Here is an 18040-nt window from a genome sequence, read left to right on the forward strand (position 1 = left end):
ATGAACATACCAGTCAGAGTGGCTTCATTCAGGCACTGTTGCATTTAAGCATCAACGGCCAGTAACTGATCAATCAACTCAACATGATGGGACGGAATACCAGCGTAATTTTTATAGCGTGGTTGTTGACGATCATTATCAACCGGTGCCTGCCAGCCCTGCGTATGACGGATAAAAAAGCGGGCAAAATCTTCTGAGATTTCAAGACAGCCGGAAAGGACCGTATCAATGTAAGTCTGTAATACCGGTATGTTTTCACATGGCGGTTGAGGTTGTGGTTTGATATAGACCCAGATGTCATTTTCAGCAGTGATATCCAGCGGGGTTTCAAACTGTTCAGGCTGAAGACGGACTCTTTGATAGCCGGCTTCTCTTCTGTCAAATTCTTTCAGCTCATCTATCGTAATTTCAAGCAGGACACCATTGACTAATCCGTCTCCTGGTTCAGAAACCAGTGGTGATGCGATGTAATTGTCATTCACCTTGCCCCAGTGTCTGACTAACCCGGAAACCACAGCCGGGACTGCATGGCCGGTCTGTCCGGTTAACCGGCGGGAAGAAGAATTCATCAGACTGCCATAGCCAAAGATATAAATCGACATAAATAATAAGCCCTACAATTGAATTAAATATGATCTGAAACACTGATTTTTGCGCGGATAAATTCACTGTGATCGACATATAACAGCTCTGCCGTTTTGCGGATAACCGCATCTTCTAACGGGTCGATATAGCCATCGGTGTGCGCCAGCTCCCACATCGCCTGTATCAGTTCATAACGCTTGGGATGGGATAACGAACGAAGCTGAGAAGTAAAATCATAAAGAGAGGCTGAGTCCCGGACCAGTTGATCAGCCTGATGCAGTAAAGCATCTGCTGTGGTTTCACTGACCTGACAGACTTTTTGTAGTATTTGACGACGGGCTATCGTCTCTTCCTCTGCAACATTGTGGTCAGCATTGGCAACTTCTGTCAGCAGGCAGGCAATCGCCAGATCGGGTTGATCTTCATTCGCTGGTGATGACTGAGCGTCAATCAGTTCTTTAAAAATAGACGCAATTGCATTCAACATATCTGTTCCATTGATGAAAATAAAACGAATAAATCTGGTTATTCATCATTTGTTGGTGATTCTTCGCCAAAATGACCCAACATTTCGACAACTTCAGAAGAGGTTCGTTCATGAGCATACAGGATTAGCGCAAGAATTGCTTCCTGCTTGCTGTTTAGTGAAGCCTCTTCCTGAAAGATTTGCATAATCTGTTCTCTGATCAGATTGATTTCATGTTCAACAAACCCGCGGCCTTCTTCTTCTCCCTGGTTGTCTTCCGGGACATTGTCAAACTCCAGAAACAGGTAGTTATCCAGTTGTTTGGCATGGACCAGTCTTTCCGGTAGCCACTCTTCACCGGTTACTACTTCCGGGTCGCCGGTCAGAGAATGAAGTAATTGCACAAGTCTGGAGGCTTTCACGTTATGTATATCTCATTTCAATGTATTGGCTGATAAACGGCTCATTTCATCAACGAATCGTTTGCGTCACTATTTTGCGGGTTTATTGAGATTTAAAACAAAAATCCTGAAGCAATAAAATACCAGATATTTCAGAGTCTGTTGATCTTTGATGAAGTTTTTTGCAGCAAACGCGCTCCGGTAACCTTGCGACAGCAGCATCTGGCCGCCAAAGTTGAATCAGCTTCAGAGGTGTTGCTGAAACAGAAAGTGTGGCTGAAAAAGAACAGAAAGGAAAAATTTTTCCTGATGAAATCGCCGGAAATTCATGTGAACTGCTTTTTGAGGGCTTGGTATCCTCCGGATGGATTATGGTACAATCCGCGCAGTTTTAATCAGAATGTAATAGGATTCGCTTTGACATCGTCACAGCCTCAGGCCCACGAATCGAAATCCAAAACCAATTCATACGGAACGCTACGCAAAGCATTGAATGATTGCATGCTCAAAGACAGATTCCGTTTCAATAAAAGGATTCAGGGCGCGAACAAAATTAAAAATCCCGCAGCGAAGCAAGCGGTATTTGATGAAATTGCACAGGATATCGCACACTCCATGATGGCAGCTGAGCTTCGGCGTCAGTCTGCTGTGCATCTTGAATATCCGGAGATTTTACCGGTCAGCCAGAAACGTGAAGAGATCGCGCAGGCAATAGCTTCTCATCAGGTGGTTATTGTGGCCGGGGAGACCGGTTCAGGAAAAACCACTCAGTTACCGAAAATCTGTGCTGAATTAGGGCGGGGCGTTTATGGCGTGATTGGCCATACGCAGCCACGTCGTCTTGCTGCGCGTTCCGTTTCGGCCCGGATTGCTGAGGAAACACACTCACAGCTGGGTGAATTTGTCGGTTATAAAGTCCGGTTTAATGATCAGATTTCAGATCAAACTCAGATTAAGCTGATGACTGACGGTATACTGCTGGCAGAAATACAACATGATCGCTTTTTAAATCAGTATGATACGCTGATTATTGATGAAGCCCATGAACGGAGTCTGAATATTGATTTTATTCTGGGCTATCTGAAGCAGCTTTTACCTAAGCGCCCGGATCTGAAAGTGATTATCACTTCAGCAACCATTGATCCGGAACGTTTCTCAAAACATTTCGGCGATGCGCCGATTATTGAAGTATCCGGCAGAACTTATCCGGTTGAGACCCGTTACCGGCCTTTGGGCGGGGAAGATGAAAGTGACCGGGATCAGCTGGAAGGTATTTTCGATGCCGTTGACGAACTGTCTGATGAAGGTCCTGGCGACATCCTGATTTTCATGAACGGTGAACGGGAGATCCGCGATACTGCTGATGCGTTGACAAAAAGAAATCTGAAACACACCGAAATTGTACCACTCTACGCGCGGTTATCTGCCGGGGAACAAAACCGGATATTCCAGTCTCATACCGGGCGAAGAATTGTACTGGCAACCAACGTCGCTGAAACCTCTTTGACAGTGCCGGGTATTAAATACGTGATTGATCCGGGCACGGCAAGAATCAGCCGCTACAGTTACCGGACCAAGGTACAGCGTTTGCCCATCGAGCCAGTGTCTCAGGCCAGCGCCAATCAAAGAAAGGGACGTTGTGGCCGGGTTGCTGCCGGGATTTGTATCCGTCTGTATTCGGAGGATGATTTTTTATCCCGTCCGGAATTTACTGACCCGGAAATTCTGAGAACCAACCTGGCTTCGGTTATTTTGCAGATGACCGCTCTGGGGCTTGGTGATATTGAAGCCTTCCCGTTTGTCGAAGCACCTGACCGGCGCAATATTCAGGATGGTGTCCGTCTGCTGGAAGAGCTGGGTGCGATTTACGAAAAGGATCATCAGGCTCAGAAAGGACAGGAAGGGAAGAAACGGCTGACAGCCATCGGACAAAAATTATCCCGCTTACCGATTGATCCCCGTCTGGCCAGAATGGTGCTCGAATCATCACGGCTTGGCTGCTTGCATGAAGTGATGGTGATTGCGTCCGCATTGTCGATTCAGGATCCCAGAGAGCGGCCGTCCGACAAACAGCAGTCGTCAGATGATAAGCACCGGCGCTTCTTCCATGAAGATTCTGACTTTTTAACCTTTGTGAACCTTTGGAATTACCTGAAAAAAGAACAGAAATCATTAAGTAACAACCAGTTCCGCCGGCAGTGTAAGGCGGATTATCTGAATTATCTGCGGGTCAGGGAATGGCAGGATCTTTACTTCCAGCTTCATCAGGTAATGCGGGAACTGAATGTTAAACTCAATGATGAACCCGGCAGTTATCAGGCTGTTCATACCTCATTGCTGACGGGTTTATTATCTCATATTGGTCTGAAAGATCAGGAAAAAAGTGAATATCAGGGAGCGAGAAATGCCCGTTTCCACATTTTCCCGGCTTCCGGCCTGTTTAAGAAACAACCCAAATGGGTGATGACGGCTGAGCTGGTTGAAACCTCAAAACTGTGGGCCAGAGTGGTAGCTAAAATGCAGCCGGAGTGGGTTGAACCGCTGGCGCAACATCTGATTAAGCGCACTTACAGTGAACCGCATTGGTCTAAAAAACGCGCTGCAGTGATGGCTTATGAAAAAGTCACGCTGTACGGTATTCCTGTGATTGGCAAACGACTGGTTAATTACGGCAATATCGATCCGGTCATCTGTCGGGAGATTTTTATCCGCAGTGCGCTGGTTGAAGGTGACTGGGAAAATAAACATGCGTTTTTCAGACAAAACCGAAAGTTATTACAAGAAGTTGAAGAGCTTGAGCATAAGTCCAGACGCCGGGATATTCTGATCGATGACGAGTCTTTGTATCAGTTTTATGATCAGCGGGTCGGGACTGAAGTGGTTTCCGGGCGACATTTTGATACCTGGTGGAAGACGGCTGGTAAAGCAAATTCAGAATTGCTGAATTTTGAAAAAGAGATGTTGCTGAAAGGTGATGCGAGCCATATCACAGAGCTGGATTATCCGAACTTCTGGCATCAGCATGGTGTGAAACTCAAACTCAGCTATCAATTTGAACCAGGTGATGACCGTGACGGTGTCACGGTTCACATCCCGTTGCCGGTGCTCAACCAGGTGGAGCCCGGTGGTTTTGACTGGCAGATTCCGGGATTAAGACATGAACTGATTGTCAGTCTGATCAAGTCGTTGCCTAAGAATTTACGCCGGAACTTTGTTCCTGCACCCAACTATGCGGATGCTTTTCTGGCCAGAGTCACACCACTGGAAATGCCGTTGCTGGATGCGCTGGAGAAAGAACTTCGCCGGATGACCGGCGTTGAGATTCTCCGTGAAGACTGGAACCCTGAACAGGTTGCAGAACACTTGAAAGTCACCTTCCGCGCGGTTGATCATCGCCATCGTAAGTTAAAAGAAAACAAAGATTTATATGCACTGAAAGACAGTCTGAAAGATAAAGTGAAAGAAACGCTTTCTCAGGTTGCTGACGATGACATTGAGCAGAAAGGGCTGCACACCTGGAGTTTTGGTGAACTCCCTCAGGTTTACCAGCAGAAAAAAGGCGGGTTTGATGTCAAAGCTTATCCTGCGCTGGTTGATCAAAAGGATAGTGTCGCGGTGCAGCTGTTTGAGACGGAAGAAGAGCAACGCACGGTCATGCAGGCCGGTCAGCGGCGGCTTATTTTGCTGAATGTGCCGTCACCGATCAAATATTTACACCAGAATCTGCCCAATAAATCCAAACTGGGTCTTTACTTTAATCCATATGGAAAAGTGCTGGACTTGATCGATGATTGTATTGCCTGCGGTGTCGATAAACTGATCGAAGAAAAGGGTGGACTGGTATGGCAGGGTGATGCCTTTGAAGCTTTGAAAGAGCATGTCAGGGCTGAGCTGGGTGATACCGTGGTTGATATTGCCAGACAGGTTGAATCGATTCTGACAATGGCTTTTCAGATCAATAAGAAGCTGAAAGGCAAGGTTGATTTGTCGATGGCATTTGCCTTATCGGATATCAAAGCACAGATTGAAGGATTGATTTTCAAAGGATTTGCCACTGAGTGCGGCTGGCAGAAACTGCCGGATATTCTGCGTTATATGAAGGCGATTGAAAGGCGGCTGGAAAAACTGCCGATCGATCCGAACAAAGACCGGCTTCATATGCTGAAAATTGAGTCTGTTACGGCGGATTACCGCGAGCTGCTCAACAAAATCCCGAAAGGCGCGACAGTACCGGCAGAGATCCGGGAGGTGCGCTGGATGATCGAAGAGTTGCGTGTCAGTTTCTTCGCTCAGCAGCTTGGCACGCCATATCCTGTATCGGATAAGCGAATAAAAAATGCTATCGATGAGTTTTAGGATCAGATTTTGCTTACCGTATTTAGTGACGTGTCATTGAAATGATTTCGGGCAATGTGCGGCAAATATTCGCCGGTTCACATGGTCGTTATACAGAGAAGGTTTATCATGAAAAAATTACTGATTGGATTCGCACTTTTGGGTGCATCAACATCTGTACTGGCAGATTCTCTGATTTACGGAGGTGCGTCCGTAGGTGAATCTGAATACAAAGGTGAACATGGTACGACTTATAACGTCCATGTCGGTACAGGTATTTTACCCATACTCGGCTTAGAAGCCGGCATGACTAAATTTGAAGAAGTGACGGTTAATTCCGTAAAAACTGAGGCCAACACGGTTTATTTCGCTGCAAAACCAAGCCTTGATTTAGGTCCGTTGCATGTCTATGCCAAAGGTGGTTTACATTCCTGGGATAAAAAAGAAGACGGTACAAAAGTCGATGATGGCCTGGATATTATGTATGGTGTCGGCGCTGAACTTTCTGTGATGGGGCCGATTACTGTGGGTGCCAGTTATCAGACTTATGAGATGGATGGGAGCGATATGAAAACTTATCAGCTTAATGCGACATTCCACTTCTTATAAACCGGTTTCTGAATATTGCATGATTGAAAACAGGTCAGCTATTGCCGGCCTGTTTTTTTATGGCTTCTGTTTCATTTTTTATGACTCACAGCGAAGTTATTTTGCGATCATGATTTGCCGGTAAAGTTGTTCCAGTTCATTAAATTGTGCAAGCTCAACTGCTTTGCTATCGGTAATCACTGACGTGACCTGTTCAGGCCGGGCATAATAAAAGCGGCTCTGTTTGCCTATTTTTGTATGATCAGCCAGTAAGATACACTGGTTTGACTGGCGAATCATGGCTTCAGCGATAGCACTTTCCCAGTGATAAAAGCTGCTTGTTCCGTGGCTGCAAATTCCGACAGGAGACAACACCGCCACATCGGCCCGGTAACGGTAAACTGTATTCAGCGTTTCCTCACCCCGGGTTTCTTTGGCGTCCGCCTGTAAATCTCCGCCAAGTAACAGAATCTGATTATTCAATTGTTCCCGTCCTTCGGAAGCATTGAGACATAAAGCTGCCTGAATATTGTTGGTGATGATCGTCAGGCCGGACATTGTGGAAAGCGCCTCAGCAACGCGGGTTGTTGTGCTGCCCGAATCAAGAAATATGGTTTGTCCGGGCGAGAGCATCTCAGCGAGGGTTTGCGCGATGGCTTTCTTTTCTTTGGTTTGCCGGGCCTGACGTTCTGTCAGCGGGGCTTCCTGCTGGGGCTTTTGAATGGCAACAATCCCGCCATGTACCCGCCTGACCAGGTTTTGATTTTCCAGCGTAATAATATCGCGCCGAATCGTTTCCCTTGAAACGCCTAACTCGCGGATTAAACGTTCTGTACTCACTTGCTGATGATTAGAAAGCAGTGTCTGAATCCGGTGTAATCTGACATGTTGTAACATGAATTCTGTGTATATCCTGAGACTTAGCGGGTAAAAACAGAGTATATACTCAAGTTCGCTGAAGGTGCAGTATTCAGTGAGATTTGACCGGTTACCGGTATGAAATCCGGAAATTACCTGCCGAAATGGCAAACGGCTGACCGGGAGACAGAAAGGAATCAGCCGGAAATATGCATATGCTGTCTGAACTGACGGGGGCTGACACCAAACCAGCGTTTGAAGGCTCTGGAGAATGCGCTGGTTTCCGAATAGCCCAGTAGCATGCCCATTTCAGAAATCGGTAGTTTTTGTTGTTTCAGATAATGAGTCGCCAGTTCACAACGTACATGATCAACCAGACGGGAAAAAGTAATATTTTCCTGTTGCAGACGCCGTTGTAATGACCAGCGTGACATGCCGAGCTGGTCTGCTGTTGCTTCCAGATCCGGTTCGCCGTGAATCAGGGAAATCTGAATCTGCGCCCGGGTCTGCTCAACAATATTTTGCCGGTACGACGTTGTATTCAGGTGCTGTAATGCATCCAGCATGACACTCAGCAGCATCGGATCATGATTTGGCATCGGACGCATGACATCCGCTTTCGGGATAATCAGTGAATTGTACGGCTGATCAAAATAAACCGGCGCATCAAAGACTTTACAGTGATCATGCCATTGTTCCGGGCGGGGATGTTCAAAATGAACTTCCCGTGGTGCCCATTTAATGCCGGTCGCAGAGCGAATCAGGTTCATAATCATGCCCAGTGTCAGCTCAGCGTCCTGACGCCGGTAAATAATTGCACCATGACGAATCTGATAATCAAACCGCCAGCAGTCTTTCATATCAGCCAACTGAACAAAGGTATCATGCTGATGCCAGTGAAAGGCACTGGCCACATTTCTTAATGCTTCTTCCAGCGTGGCGGAACACAGGCCGATATAGCCGATTAATCCCAAAGACTGCGGCTGAAACTGCTTACCATAATGCAGACCGAAATTGTCATAATCTGCCTGTGATGCGGCTTCTTCAAGGACTCGGCAATAATTGACTAACTTAATACTCTGGGTCGGACTGACAATGATTTCCGGATCAACATCACAGCAGCCGAGAATCAGTTCGGCATTTCCGCCAACCCGGGTGATAAAATTATCCAGACCCGTTGCAGCAGCAGATAATACACCCTGATTTGAAGAGAGCCGCTGACTAAGCGCACTGGTTATATGTTGATGAGAGACCACCGTTTTTTGCATCGTCACTGAATCCTTGATCACACCGGTTCAACCATATCTCATCTAAGCAATTATCAAACCATGAGTTAATTATTTGATATTTAATGATATTTTTATTTTTCTCTGACTCAGGTGACTGATATTGGTGCAAAAAAACGAATTAAATGCCCACAGGTAGTGCCTGAGTTTCCAGAAATTTCCGGCATAAACGAACCGACTCATCTGCCCAGTGAGGGCCGAGGCTTTGGGTCATTTCCGTTTCTGCATGTGTGCCGGTCCAGGCCAGCATCTGGATACGACGCTGAATAATCATCGCCGGTATGATGTCAAAATCAGCCTGGGTTAAATGTCCGATTCGTTCATAACCCGTGATCCAGTTTTCCACCCAGGCCTGTGCATTCGGCAAATGCTCGTTAAAGCTGATCGCCGCCGCCAAATCATGCATATACCAGCCCATGCCGCAGTCATCAAAATCAATCACCCGGGTTTCGCCTTCATGTAACAGCAGGTTAGTCAGGCGTAAGTCGGCATGAATCAGACCATAGCGGGATTCATCCTGTCCGTAATCATCCAGTGCGGCATAAACCTGCTGCAGACTTTCTTCAATGATCGAATGATCAACTGCTTTCAGGTTCGGTGCATCCTGCCAGCGTCCCCAGTGGCTTTGATCGGTCACCATGGTGTCATGGTTCCACAGCAGCCGGTCAAAATAGTCCGGTTTTTGCCACTCACGACTGTGTTGATGTAACCGGGCGGTAATAGCCCCAAGTTGCTGAAATGATTCCGGATTGACCTCAGACGTCGGCATGTCTCCGTCGATCCAGTGGAATAGCACAGCATGTCTGATCGTGCCATCAGCTGAGGTTATCGTTTGAACATAATCCCCATTACTGCCCGCGATAGCTTCCGGAACAATGATGCCGGTTTCACGCAGGGCATTGAGCCATGCCAGTTCACTGAGAATATTATTTTTGTTGTGATAGCCGCAACGGTGAATCCGCATCGCATATTGATGCCTGGCTGTAGTAATTTTAAAGGTTGCATTTTCAGAACGGCACAACAGACGAAGTTGTCCGGCATATTGACTGGGGTAGGTTTGCAGTAACTGCTGTGCCAGATGGGTAATTTGCTGATCCGTCAGGTTGTCATATTGTTCAGTTGACATACTTACTCCTTTAAGTGCCTTGATTTGTTGTCCAATAGCATTACCTGAAGCGGATGAAGTTGCTTGACCTGACATGACGAAATGTTGACTTTATGTAACAACAGAAAAATGATGTAGAGGAATTTGACTTTAAGGCGCAATGCTTGCTGCTATCGGGTCAAGTTTTCTTTTGAATGATTGCGCACTATCGATTTAGGGTCTGACGGACTCAGGTGATGGTGCTTGCCAGGGAAGTAATATGGCGTCGCCTCATCGTATGGATTAGTGAGATTACAGGAGGTATGTGATGACAGGGAAATTAAAACCGACACTCGGAACAATTCACCTTTGGGGAATTGCTGTCGGGTTAGTGATATCAGGAGAATATTTCGGCTGGAGTTATGGCTGGGGCGTTGCAGGAACACTTGGATTTTTAGTGACCACTTTAATTGTTGCTGCCATGTATACCTGCTTTATTTTCAGTTTTACCGAGCTGACAACAGCAATTCCTCATGCCGGTGGTCCTTTTGCTTACAGTCGTCGTGCATTTGGCGAAACCGGCGGTCTGATTGCCGGTCTGGCAACTTTAATCGAATTTGTCTTTGCGCCGCCGGCGATTGCTATGGCAATTGGAGCGTACCTGAATGTTCAGTACCCGGAACTGAATCCTAAATATGCCGCAGTTGGCGCGTATGTGATCTTCATGGGACTCAATATTTTGGGCGTTAAACTGGCTGCGATGTTTGAACTTTGTGTCACTGTATTAGCTGTGATTGAATTATTAGTGTTTATGGGTGTGGTTGCTCCTGACTTCAGCATGACGAATTTCATGCTGAATGGCTGGGCTGGCAGTGAGCATTTCAGTGCCGGTACGATTTCCAGTATTTTTGCTGCAATTCCGTTCGCTATCTGGTTCTTCCTTGCGATTGAAGGCGCTGCAATGGCCGCAGAAGAGGCAAAAGATCCGAAGCGTACGATTCCGAAAGCTTATATTTCCGGTATTCTGACACTGGTTGTGCTTGCTTTAGGTGTCATGATGTTTGCCGGTGGTGCCGGAGACTGGCAGAAACTTTCAGGAATTAATGATCCGCTGCCACAGGCGATGAAAATGGTGGTTGGCGATAATTCAGGCTGGCTGCATATGCTGGTATGGATTGGTCTGTTTGGTCTGATTGCAAGTTTTCACGGCATCATTCTGGGCTATTCCCGGCAATTCTTTGCGTTGGCACGGGCAGGTTATTTACCCAAAAGCCTGTCAAAACTGTCACGGTTTGATACGCCACACCGTGCAATCATTGCCGGTGGTGTCATCGGGATTATTGCGATTTTCAGTGACGGTATCATCAATTTACAGGGTATGAGCCTGACTGCAGCCATGATTACCATGGCAGTCTTCGGTGCGATTGTGATGTATATGATGAGTATGTTGAGTCTGTTCCGGTTACGTCGTCTTGAACCAAAGATGATTCGCAGCTATAGAGCGCCGTTTTATCCGGTTGTTCCGGCGATTGCGCTGATTTTATCGGTGATTTCATTTATTGCTATGATCTGGTTTAACCTGACAATAGCCCTGATATTTGCGGCAATGATGTTTGTCGGATATCTGTATTTCCGGGCAACCCAGCAACAGCGCGATGAGGCTGTACAGGATCTGATGCTGGTTGGCGAATAATTCGCTTCAGGTTGCTTGGGTATAGTATCAAATGAACTGGTCACACATGTTGTGACCGGTTTTTACAGGACTGAAACTCGCATCATCTGCGGGATCTGACTACATTAATCATATAGTTGTCATGAATATAATCAGGCCGATGAGTGATAACAGAACGTCAGACAGAATACCTTTATCCATCGATTATACTGATCCGGGCTGGGTTCATTTTCGCTCGGGAAAACCAGCGGCATCTTCACGTCTTATTTACGCCGTGGCCGATATTCATGGCTGCGATATGTTACTGGCAAAAATGCTGGCGGCGATCGAAAAAGACAGACAAACAGCACCGGCCGAAAAGCCGCTGATTATTTTTCTCGGAGATTACATTGATCGCGGAGCAGACAGCAAACGGGTTGTCGACCTGCTGATTCGTTCAGAGAAAATGGATGACTCAGCAAGTTATACTTTTCTTTTAGGCAATCATGAACAATGGTTGCTGGACTTTATTCACGAACGTCCGGTCTTGCCGGTCTGGGGTACTCAGGGGGGGATGGAGACCCTGTTATCTTATGGTGTGCCGCGTCAGCTGATTATTCAGGGGCTGGCGGATGCTGAAGCTGCTGCTGAAGTGCGTCGGGTCTTTCTCGATAAATTACCGGAATCTCACCGGCAGTTTTATCTGTCACTGAAACCATCTGTTGAAATGGATGATTATTTTTTCGCCCATGCCGGTGTTGACCCCGTACAGGCCCTGAAAAATCAGAGTACCCAATCACTGATATGGATCAGAGATAGATTCCTTCGCTCAAAAATGGATTTTGGTAAAGTCATTGTTCATGGTCATACCCCAAGTGCACGGGTTGAAAGTCTGCCTAACCGGATTAATCTTGACTCGGGCATCTACTTCAGAAATGTTCTGCGTTGTGTTGTACTTGAGGGGACATCCCGCTATCTCATTCAGGTTGAATGAATGCGGTCGCTTTATTCTCAGACAGATGTTGTGTAAATTATTGATAAAAATTAGGAGGGCAGAGCATGCTGTCTGGTTTAAATCATATCACGATTGCTGTCAGTGACTTAGAGCGTTCACTTCACTTTTATACCCAAACACTTGGCATGAAAGCACATGTCAAATGGGAACAGGGGGCTTACCTGTCTGTGGGTTCTCTGTGGTTTTGTCTGTCCTGCGATCAGCTTTGCCCCAAAGACGACTACACACATATCGCGTTTGATATTCCCGCAGCGCATTTCGCAGCATATGTGGAGTGCCTCAGGTTACAGGGTGTGCGGGAATGGAAGATGAATCGCAGCGAAGGACAGTCTTTGTATATTCTTGACCCGGACGGGCATAAACTTGAAATTCATAGCGGTGATCTGAAAAGCCGGCTGGAAAGCCTCAAATTCAGCCCGTATTCAGGACTGGAGTGGCTTTGATATGAATCCGGATCTGATGCAAACCGAACAGAGCATGTATACCCGGGACATCCGGATTATCCGGATGAATATCCGCCATTTACCGGAAGTATCCCGTCTGAAGGTGAACGATGATCAACTGCCGTTTGTCGGACATATCCAGGAGATTCTGACTATTATCAGCGGGACGGTCTATCCGCATCTGGTGATGGCCGGAGAACAGGTCGCTGGTTTTTTTCTGATTGATACGGCTTATGGTGACCAGTATGACTTCGCGCCTGTGGGGTGTCTGGGGCTGCGGGCTTTTTTTATTGATCAGAAATTTCAGGGACTGGGATGTGGCAAACAAGCCGTCCGGCTTTTACCTGCATATCTGCAGTCAGAGTATCCCGCTTATCAGGAAGTTTACCTCACCGTTAATTGCAGAAATCCGGGGGCAAGACACTGTTATCTGAGCGCTGATTTTCAGGATACCAACGCGCTCTATTCTGGCGGATCCGCCGGGCCACAACATATCATGAAGCTTGTTTTGTAAGTCTGCTGTCAGGTCTTTTTTTGCTCAGTTATGTCAGTGATTTTTCAATTGAATGTTATTTTTTATCGATTTGTACCGCACAGTCTTGCAGAAACACCGCTTGTTATTGATAATCCTGTTTCTGACAGTAACCAGTTGCATTCACCTGATGACACAGGCATACAGATTAAGACGTATTGAGGAACAGATGAGCGGAATTAAAGTAAAACCACTGGATTATTCACCCAAAACACCAATGAAGGAACGTCTGGAAAGACAGCGGTATGATAACTGGGTTGAAAGTGAAAAGACGTTAGCTTTATTAAAAGACAGGGAAGCAGAAAAAAAACGTTTAAAGCAACAGCAAAATCAACCGGTTAAAAGTTTTCTCAAAATATAATCTTCAATTCCAAATCATACGGGGCCGGTTTTTCCGGCCCCGTTTTTTATATATTGATACCCATGCAACCTGAAGAGACGGATTTTCGTAAGATTTGTCTGTTTCTGTTTTCTCTCTGACGATCTGACTGAAAAACATATCAGAATCAGCCTTAAACCGGGTTTTTTCATTCATTTGCACGGATATGAACTACATTTAAGCAATAAGTTACAGAGGCGCCGGATAAATTCTTGTCAGAAACAAGAAAGCAGAAACAGAACAGATAAACAGAAAGTTCAGGACACAGAAACAAGCAGAAGGAATAAAAAAGATGAAAAAAATGGTTGCAGTGTTATCAGTTTGTTGTTTGATGCAGGCTGGTCTGGTTCAGGCTCAGGGCTATGTGGGCGGCAAGCTGGGAGCGACATGGCTGGATGACTCATGTCTGGGCGGTGAAAGTTGCGATGATGATTCATTTGGTGGCGGGATTTATACCGGTTATGAGTTTTCAAAGCATATTGCTGTTGAGCTGGGCTATGACTATCTGGGTAAATTTACCGGTGGTGGGCTGGATGATAAGACAGTAACCGCTGTCACCGTGGCACCTAAATTTAATTTCCCGCTGGCTGAAGATTTTTCAGCGTATATCAAAACCGGGCTCGGATTTGTGAATTTTGGCGATGGTGATGATGCTTCTTTTCTGGGAGCCTTAGGTGGCGAATATATGATTCAGCCAAATCTGGGGTTACGGCTGGAATATCAGATTCTGACGGACATGAGTAATGACCTTGTCCGGGCTCAGGGAAATATGGTGACGCTTGGCCTGAGTTATAAATTTGGTCAGGGGAAAAAGTACCATAAGCCGATGGGGGCGAAACCCGCACCAAAACCGCACAAAGTTATGGCGGCTCCGGTCCCTGCACCGGAACCAGTTCGCCAGGAAAAACCATCTGAGCCGAAAGTTTTCAAGAAAAGCTTAAGCGGAACAAATACATTTGCAACCAATAGTGCAGAGCTGACCGCAACGGAATCACTGCAGGAAGTGGTTGATATTTTATCCCGCTATCCACAGGCTAAAGTGATGATCACCGGTTATACCGACTCCAGAGGCCCGGAAGCTTATAACCAGCAACTATCAGAGCGGCGGGCAAAATCTGTGAGTCAGTTCCTGATCTCAAAAGGGATTGAAGCTGAACGGGTCTCAGCCAAAGGTATGGGAGAAGCGAACCCGGTTGCTTCAAACGAAACTAAAGCCGGCCGGGAGAAAAACCGCCGGGTAGAAATTGAAATCCCGGTTTTTGAATATCAGTAAATCTTCAGAGTGAGCCGATCCTGAGTTGTGTTCCCTGCATATACGTAACCGGGTAAGTCTGTCACTAACGACACCATCTTGCCAACCGGCCGGAACATTGTGTTCCGGCCGGTTGGCAACCATGTATGCAAATCTGAGTCTTGAATCCCAATTGATCTAATTTTACTTTCAGGTTTATATAAATGTAAATATACCCAAACAACCTGAAGATGCAGGTTTCAGTGAGATTTGTCAGGCTCTGAGACAAGGCACTGATTTGCAGACATAGTCATTCTACGTTGAAAATCAGTCACGCCGTATCAGAGCCTGACAAACTCACCCGCAGGGCGTGAGCTAAAAGGCACATTTCTGCGTCAAGAGAATTTGAAAGGTGGGTACATTCCTGCATTCCCTTTCCTTGAACTGCACCTTTCGGCTGCACGCTGAACCCTGCATCTTCAGGTTGCTTGGGTATAAGGGCTGCTTTATTATGACTGTATGTTATATTTTGCCCGGATTTTAATGACATTTGTTCATGGAAGGAATTACAGTGGCTGATTTGGATGTTGTCAATCTGGTCAATATTTTAGACAGCATTTGCTGTAGTCTGATTGGATGCTTTTTTCTGTTTCAGCTGAAAAGAGACATTTATGTTCACCAGCGTAAAGCGGCTATTTGTTTTTTCTGGCTTTATCTTTGCTGGGGTGTTGCTTTTGTTATTATGGCGGTGCGTAACTGGGTCAATATTGAATTCTCCGTCTTATTGAGTAATGCCCTTTATATGGCGTCATTTTATCTGCTGTTGTTTGGTATATTTCACTGGTACCGGATGAAGTTTTATCCGTGGCATTATGCCGTCTGTACCTGCCATGTCTGTTTATATACGGCCATTCAGTTTGGTTTACTGGAATGGGTTTCCGGCTCATTTATTTATCGTGTCTATTTTGCTGCTGCAAATAATATGACGTTACTGTCTGTGATGCTTTGCATTTTATTTAAACACCGTGAATATAACGGCTTTGGCGAAAAACTGGTTGCGCTCTGTTTAGGCTCACTATTACTGGCGGCGCTTTTGCCCTCGGTTGCAGTCTCATTTATGAACGATATGTATTTCTTTCAGGCTGCAGTCCGGTTGGCGCAAAGTATCGCCTGTAATTTTATGCTGGGTGCTTTGCTGTCCTTATTTTTATTCAATCAGATTGACCGGCATTATCAGAGCTCAGTGCGTGATGAACTGACGGGATTATATAACCGGCGCTATTTTTGGGAGCAGGTTCAGCAATATATGTCGCAAGTCAGGCAGCCATTCATTCTGGCGATTATTGACGTTGATTACTTTAAACAGGTTAATGACAAACTGGGTCATGATGCGGGGGATAGTGTAGTTCAGCGTGTTGCCCGTGTCATTCAGCAAAATCTGTCAGAAACCGATATTCTGGCGCGTTATGGTGGTGATGAATTTATCGTGTTTTTCCCTCTGCAGCGCATGCAGGGCGCGGAGCAGACTTTAAATTCAGTCCGTTTAGCCATTCATGAGATATGTTTGAATCATGCTGATGAAAACATGCATTGCATCACGGCCAGCCTGGGATATGCGGCTTGTCATCCGTCTGACGGTGATACGGTTGAGCAGATGGTTAAGCGGGCGGATGTCGCTTTATATCAGGCCAAACATGGTGGCAGAAACCGGGTGGTCGGTCTGGAAGAAATACTTCAGGGCGTATAACAGCCCGGCTGAAAGACCTGGCCTGGCTGTTATTTTTAAATCTTACGCTGTGATGTGTTAGTTACGCTGTAACTCGGTGAGAGATTCATCCAGCGCTGTCACCAGCCAGTCAATATCTTTGGTCTGAAATGCCAGTGGCGGGCGAAGTTTCAGTACATTTCCGTACGGCCCCGCAACGGATGTCAGGACCCGTTTTTCGCGCAGTCGTTCTGTCACATCCAGCGCCAGCTGTTTATCGGCTGTTTTATTGTCGCGATCACTGACCAGTTCAAAACCGATAAATAGTCCGGAGCCACGGACGTCACCGACACATTCGTGTTTATCCATCAGTGTTTTCAGTTCATCCAGTAACTGACGACCGACAGTTAAGCTATGTTCCTGAAGATTTTCTTCATGAATCACTTTCAGAACCGCCTGCGCCGCAGCCATGGAAACCGGATTACCGCCGAACGTATTGAAATAAGGGATATGATCACTGAAAGAAGCCAGGACATCACTTTTCGCAAACAGGCCGGATACCGGAATACCGTTCCCCATTGGTTTGCCCACAGTGATGACATCCGGTTCAATATTATGGCGGGCAAACCCCCAGAATGCTTCACCGGTTCGGGCGAATCCGGGCTGCACTTCATCTGCGATAAAAATTCCGCCATGCTGATGTACCACATCAATGGCAGGCTTGAGAAAACCTGCCTTTCCGGGCAGAACGCCATCTGAAGAAAAAATTGAATCGGCCATAAAGCCGGCAAATTTAATTCCTTTGGCTTCCATTTCATCAATTTTCAGCTTCATTTGCCCGGCAAACCACAAGCTCAGATCTTCACCGGCAAGACGGTATTGATCCGGGGCAGGGATCAGGAATGTCGTATCTGCCAGCGATTGTCCGCTGCCTAACGCAGGTGAAGCGCCGGAAGTCAGGGAACTGGTGCCGTGGTAGGACTCTTGTGTCACGATAATACCGGTGCCGCCGGACCAGGAATGCGCAATCCGCATGGCCAGATCATTGGCTTCTGAGCCGGTACACATATACATGGCACGATCGATGGCGTCCGGTGTGGTTGCCAGAATCTCTTCAGAGTAATTCAGAATTTTTTCATGCAAATAGCGGGTGTGGGTATTGAGTTGCTGCATTTGTTCGTGAACGGCTGCAATCACTGCCGGATGACAGTGACCAATGCTGGCAACGTTATTGTAAACGTCCAGATACTGATCACCGTTCGCATCCCATAAATACTGGCCTTGTCCTTTGACCAGATGGACCGGCTTACGGTAAAACAGGCGATATGATTCGCCCAGAACCTCAGAACGTTTATCCGTCAGCTGACGGGTTTGCTCATCCAGTTGCGCCGCATGTTCAGCTCTGAAGCTGTTTGTATCCATAATCGTTGAACGGGTCGCCATGATCTCTCCCTGATTGAATTTTTTGGTTGCCTGAGCGG

General features: G+C 46.5%; 16 protein-coding genes. 9 read left to right on the forward strand and 7 right to left on the reverse strand.

What is annotated here, in order from left to right; translation table 11 throughout:
- Positions 1-44: 44 nt before the first annotated feature.
- The 3 genes from OC443_RS09490 to OC443_RS09500 are packed head-to-tail and all read right to left on the reverse strand — an operon-like array spanning position 45 to position 1473.
- On the reverse strand, positions 45-596 hold the full coding sequence (locus OC443_RS09490; protein WP_073586393.1) for a gamma-glutamylcyclotransferase family protein: 552 nt from the start codon (positions 594-596) through the stop codon (positions 45-47).
- A 29-nt stretch (positions 597-625) separates the two neighbouring features.
- Positions 626-1072, reverse strand: a complete 447-nt coding sequence (locus OC443_RS09495; RefSeq protein WP_073586371.1) for a tellurite resistance TerB family protein — start codon at positions 1070-1072, stop codon at positions 626-628.
- 38 nt (positions 1073-1110) lie between these two features.
- On the reverse strand, positions 1111-1473 hold the full coding sequence (locus tag OC443_RS09500) for a VC1380 family protein (protein ID WP_073586372.1): 363 nt from the start codon (positions 1471-1473) through the stop codon (positions 1111-1113).
- A gap of 396 nt (positions 1474-1869) precedes the next feature.
- Between OC443_RS09500 and hrpA the strand changes: the two genes are divergently transcribed.
- Positions 1870-5808, forward strand: coding sequence for an ATP-dependent RNA helicase HrpA (hrpA, locus tag OC443_RS09505; RefSeq protein ID WP_143169448.1), 3939 nt, complete (start codon positions 1870-1872; stop codon positions 5806-5808).
- Between the two features lie 108 nt (positions 5809-5916).
- Positions 5917-6396 (forward strand): porin, encoded by a 480-nt coding sequence (locus OC443_RS09510; protein WP_073586373.1) that lies wholly within the window; start codon positions 5917-5919, stop codon positions 6394-6396.
- Between the two features lie 96 nt (positions 6397-6492).
- Here OC443_RS09510 and OC443_RS09515 read toward each other — a convergent pair whose 3' ends face one another.
- From OC443_RS09515 to OC443_RS09525, 3 genes are all read right to left on the reverse strand, one after another.
- Entirely contained in the window at positions 6493-7272 is a 780-nt protein-coding gene (locus OC443_RS09515; RefSeq protein WP_073586374.1) for a DeoR/GlpR family DNA-binding transcription regulator, read from the reverse strand.
- Positions 7273-7430: 158 nt separating this feature from the next.
- Positions 7431-8501: an AraC-like transcriptional regulator QhpR gene (gene qhpR / locus OC443_RS09520; RefSeq protein ID WP_073586375.1), complete on the reverse strand. Its 1071-nt coding sequence runs from the start codon at positions 8499-8501 to the stop codon at positions 7431-7433.
- A gap of 139 nt (positions 8502-8640) precedes the next feature.
- Entirely contained in the window at positions 8641-9645 is a 1005-nt protein-coding gene (locus tag OC443_RS09525; protein WP_073586376.1) for a phosphotransferase enzyme family protein, read from the reverse strand.
- Between the two features lie 286 nt (positions 9646-9931).
- On the opposite strand from OC443_RS09525, the gene eat reads away from it, so the two are divergent.
- The 7 genes from eat (at position 9932) to OC443_RS09560 (ending at position 16601) form a co-directional block, all read left to right on the forward strand.
- The gene (eat, locus tag OC443_RS09530; RefSeq protein ID WP_073586377.1) at positions 9932-11296 is read left to right on the forward strand and encodes an ethanolamine permease; all 1365 of its coding nucleotides are present in this window, start codon (positions 9932-9934) and stop codon (positions 11294-11296) included.
- A 139-nt stretch (positions 11297-11435) separates the two neighbouring features.
- A complete protein-coding gene (locus tag OC443_RS09535; protein ID WP_159440388.1) occupies positions 11436-12248 on the forward strand; it encodes a metallophosphoesterase in 813 nt (270 codons plus the stop codon).
- A gap of 65 nt (positions 12249-12313) precedes the next feature.
- Complete coding sequence (fos, locus tag OC443_RS09540; protein WP_073586378.1) at positions 12314-12712, forward strand: fosfomycin resistance glutathione transferase; 399 nt, start codon at positions 12314-12316, stop codon at positions 12710-12712.
- Position 12713: 1 nt separating this feature from the next.
- Positions 12714-13226 carry a GNAT family N-acetyltransferase gene (locus OC443_RS09545; RefSeq protein ID WP_234976468.1) on the forward strand — a complete coding sequence of 171 codons (513 nt, stop codon included), beginning with the start codon at positions 12714-12716 and terminating at the stop codon, positions 13224-13226.
- A gap of 187 nt (positions 13227-13413) precedes the next feature.
- Entirely contained in the window at positions 13414-13605 is a 192-nt protein-coding gene (locus OC443_RS09550; RefSeq protein ID WP_143169449.1) for a hypothetical protein, read from the forward strand.
- Between the two features lie 310 nt (positions 13606-13915).
- On the forward strand, positions 13916-14896 hold the full coding sequence (locus OC443_RS09555) for an OmpA family protein (RefSeq protein ID WP_073586380.1): 981 nt from the start codon (positions 13916-13918) through the stop codon (positions 14894-14896).
- A gap of 514 nt (positions 14897-15410) precedes the next feature.
- Positions 15411-16601, forward strand: a complete 1191-nt coding sequence (locus tag OC443_RS09560) for a GGDEF domain-containing protein (RefSeq protein ID WP_073586382.1) — start codon at positions 15411-15413, stop codon at positions 16599-16601.
- 57 nt (positions 16602-16658) lie between these two features.
- Here the strand turns inward: OC443_RS09560 and OC443_RS09565 are convergent, their stop codons facing one another.
- Positions 16659-18002 (reverse strand): aspartate aminotransferase family protein, encoded by a 1344-nt coding sequence (locus OC443_RS09565; RefSeq protein WP_073586383.1) that lies wholly within the window; start codon positions 18000-18002, stop codon positions 16659-16661.
- Positions 18003-18040 lie beyond the last annotated feature (38 nt).

Origin of the sequence: Vibrio quintilis (assembly GCF_024529975.1) — a bacterium.
In the GTDB taxonomy this organism is placed as follows: domain Bacteria; phylum Pseudomonadota; class Gammaproteobacteria; order Enterobacterales; family Vibrionaceae; genus Vibrio; species Vibrio quintilis.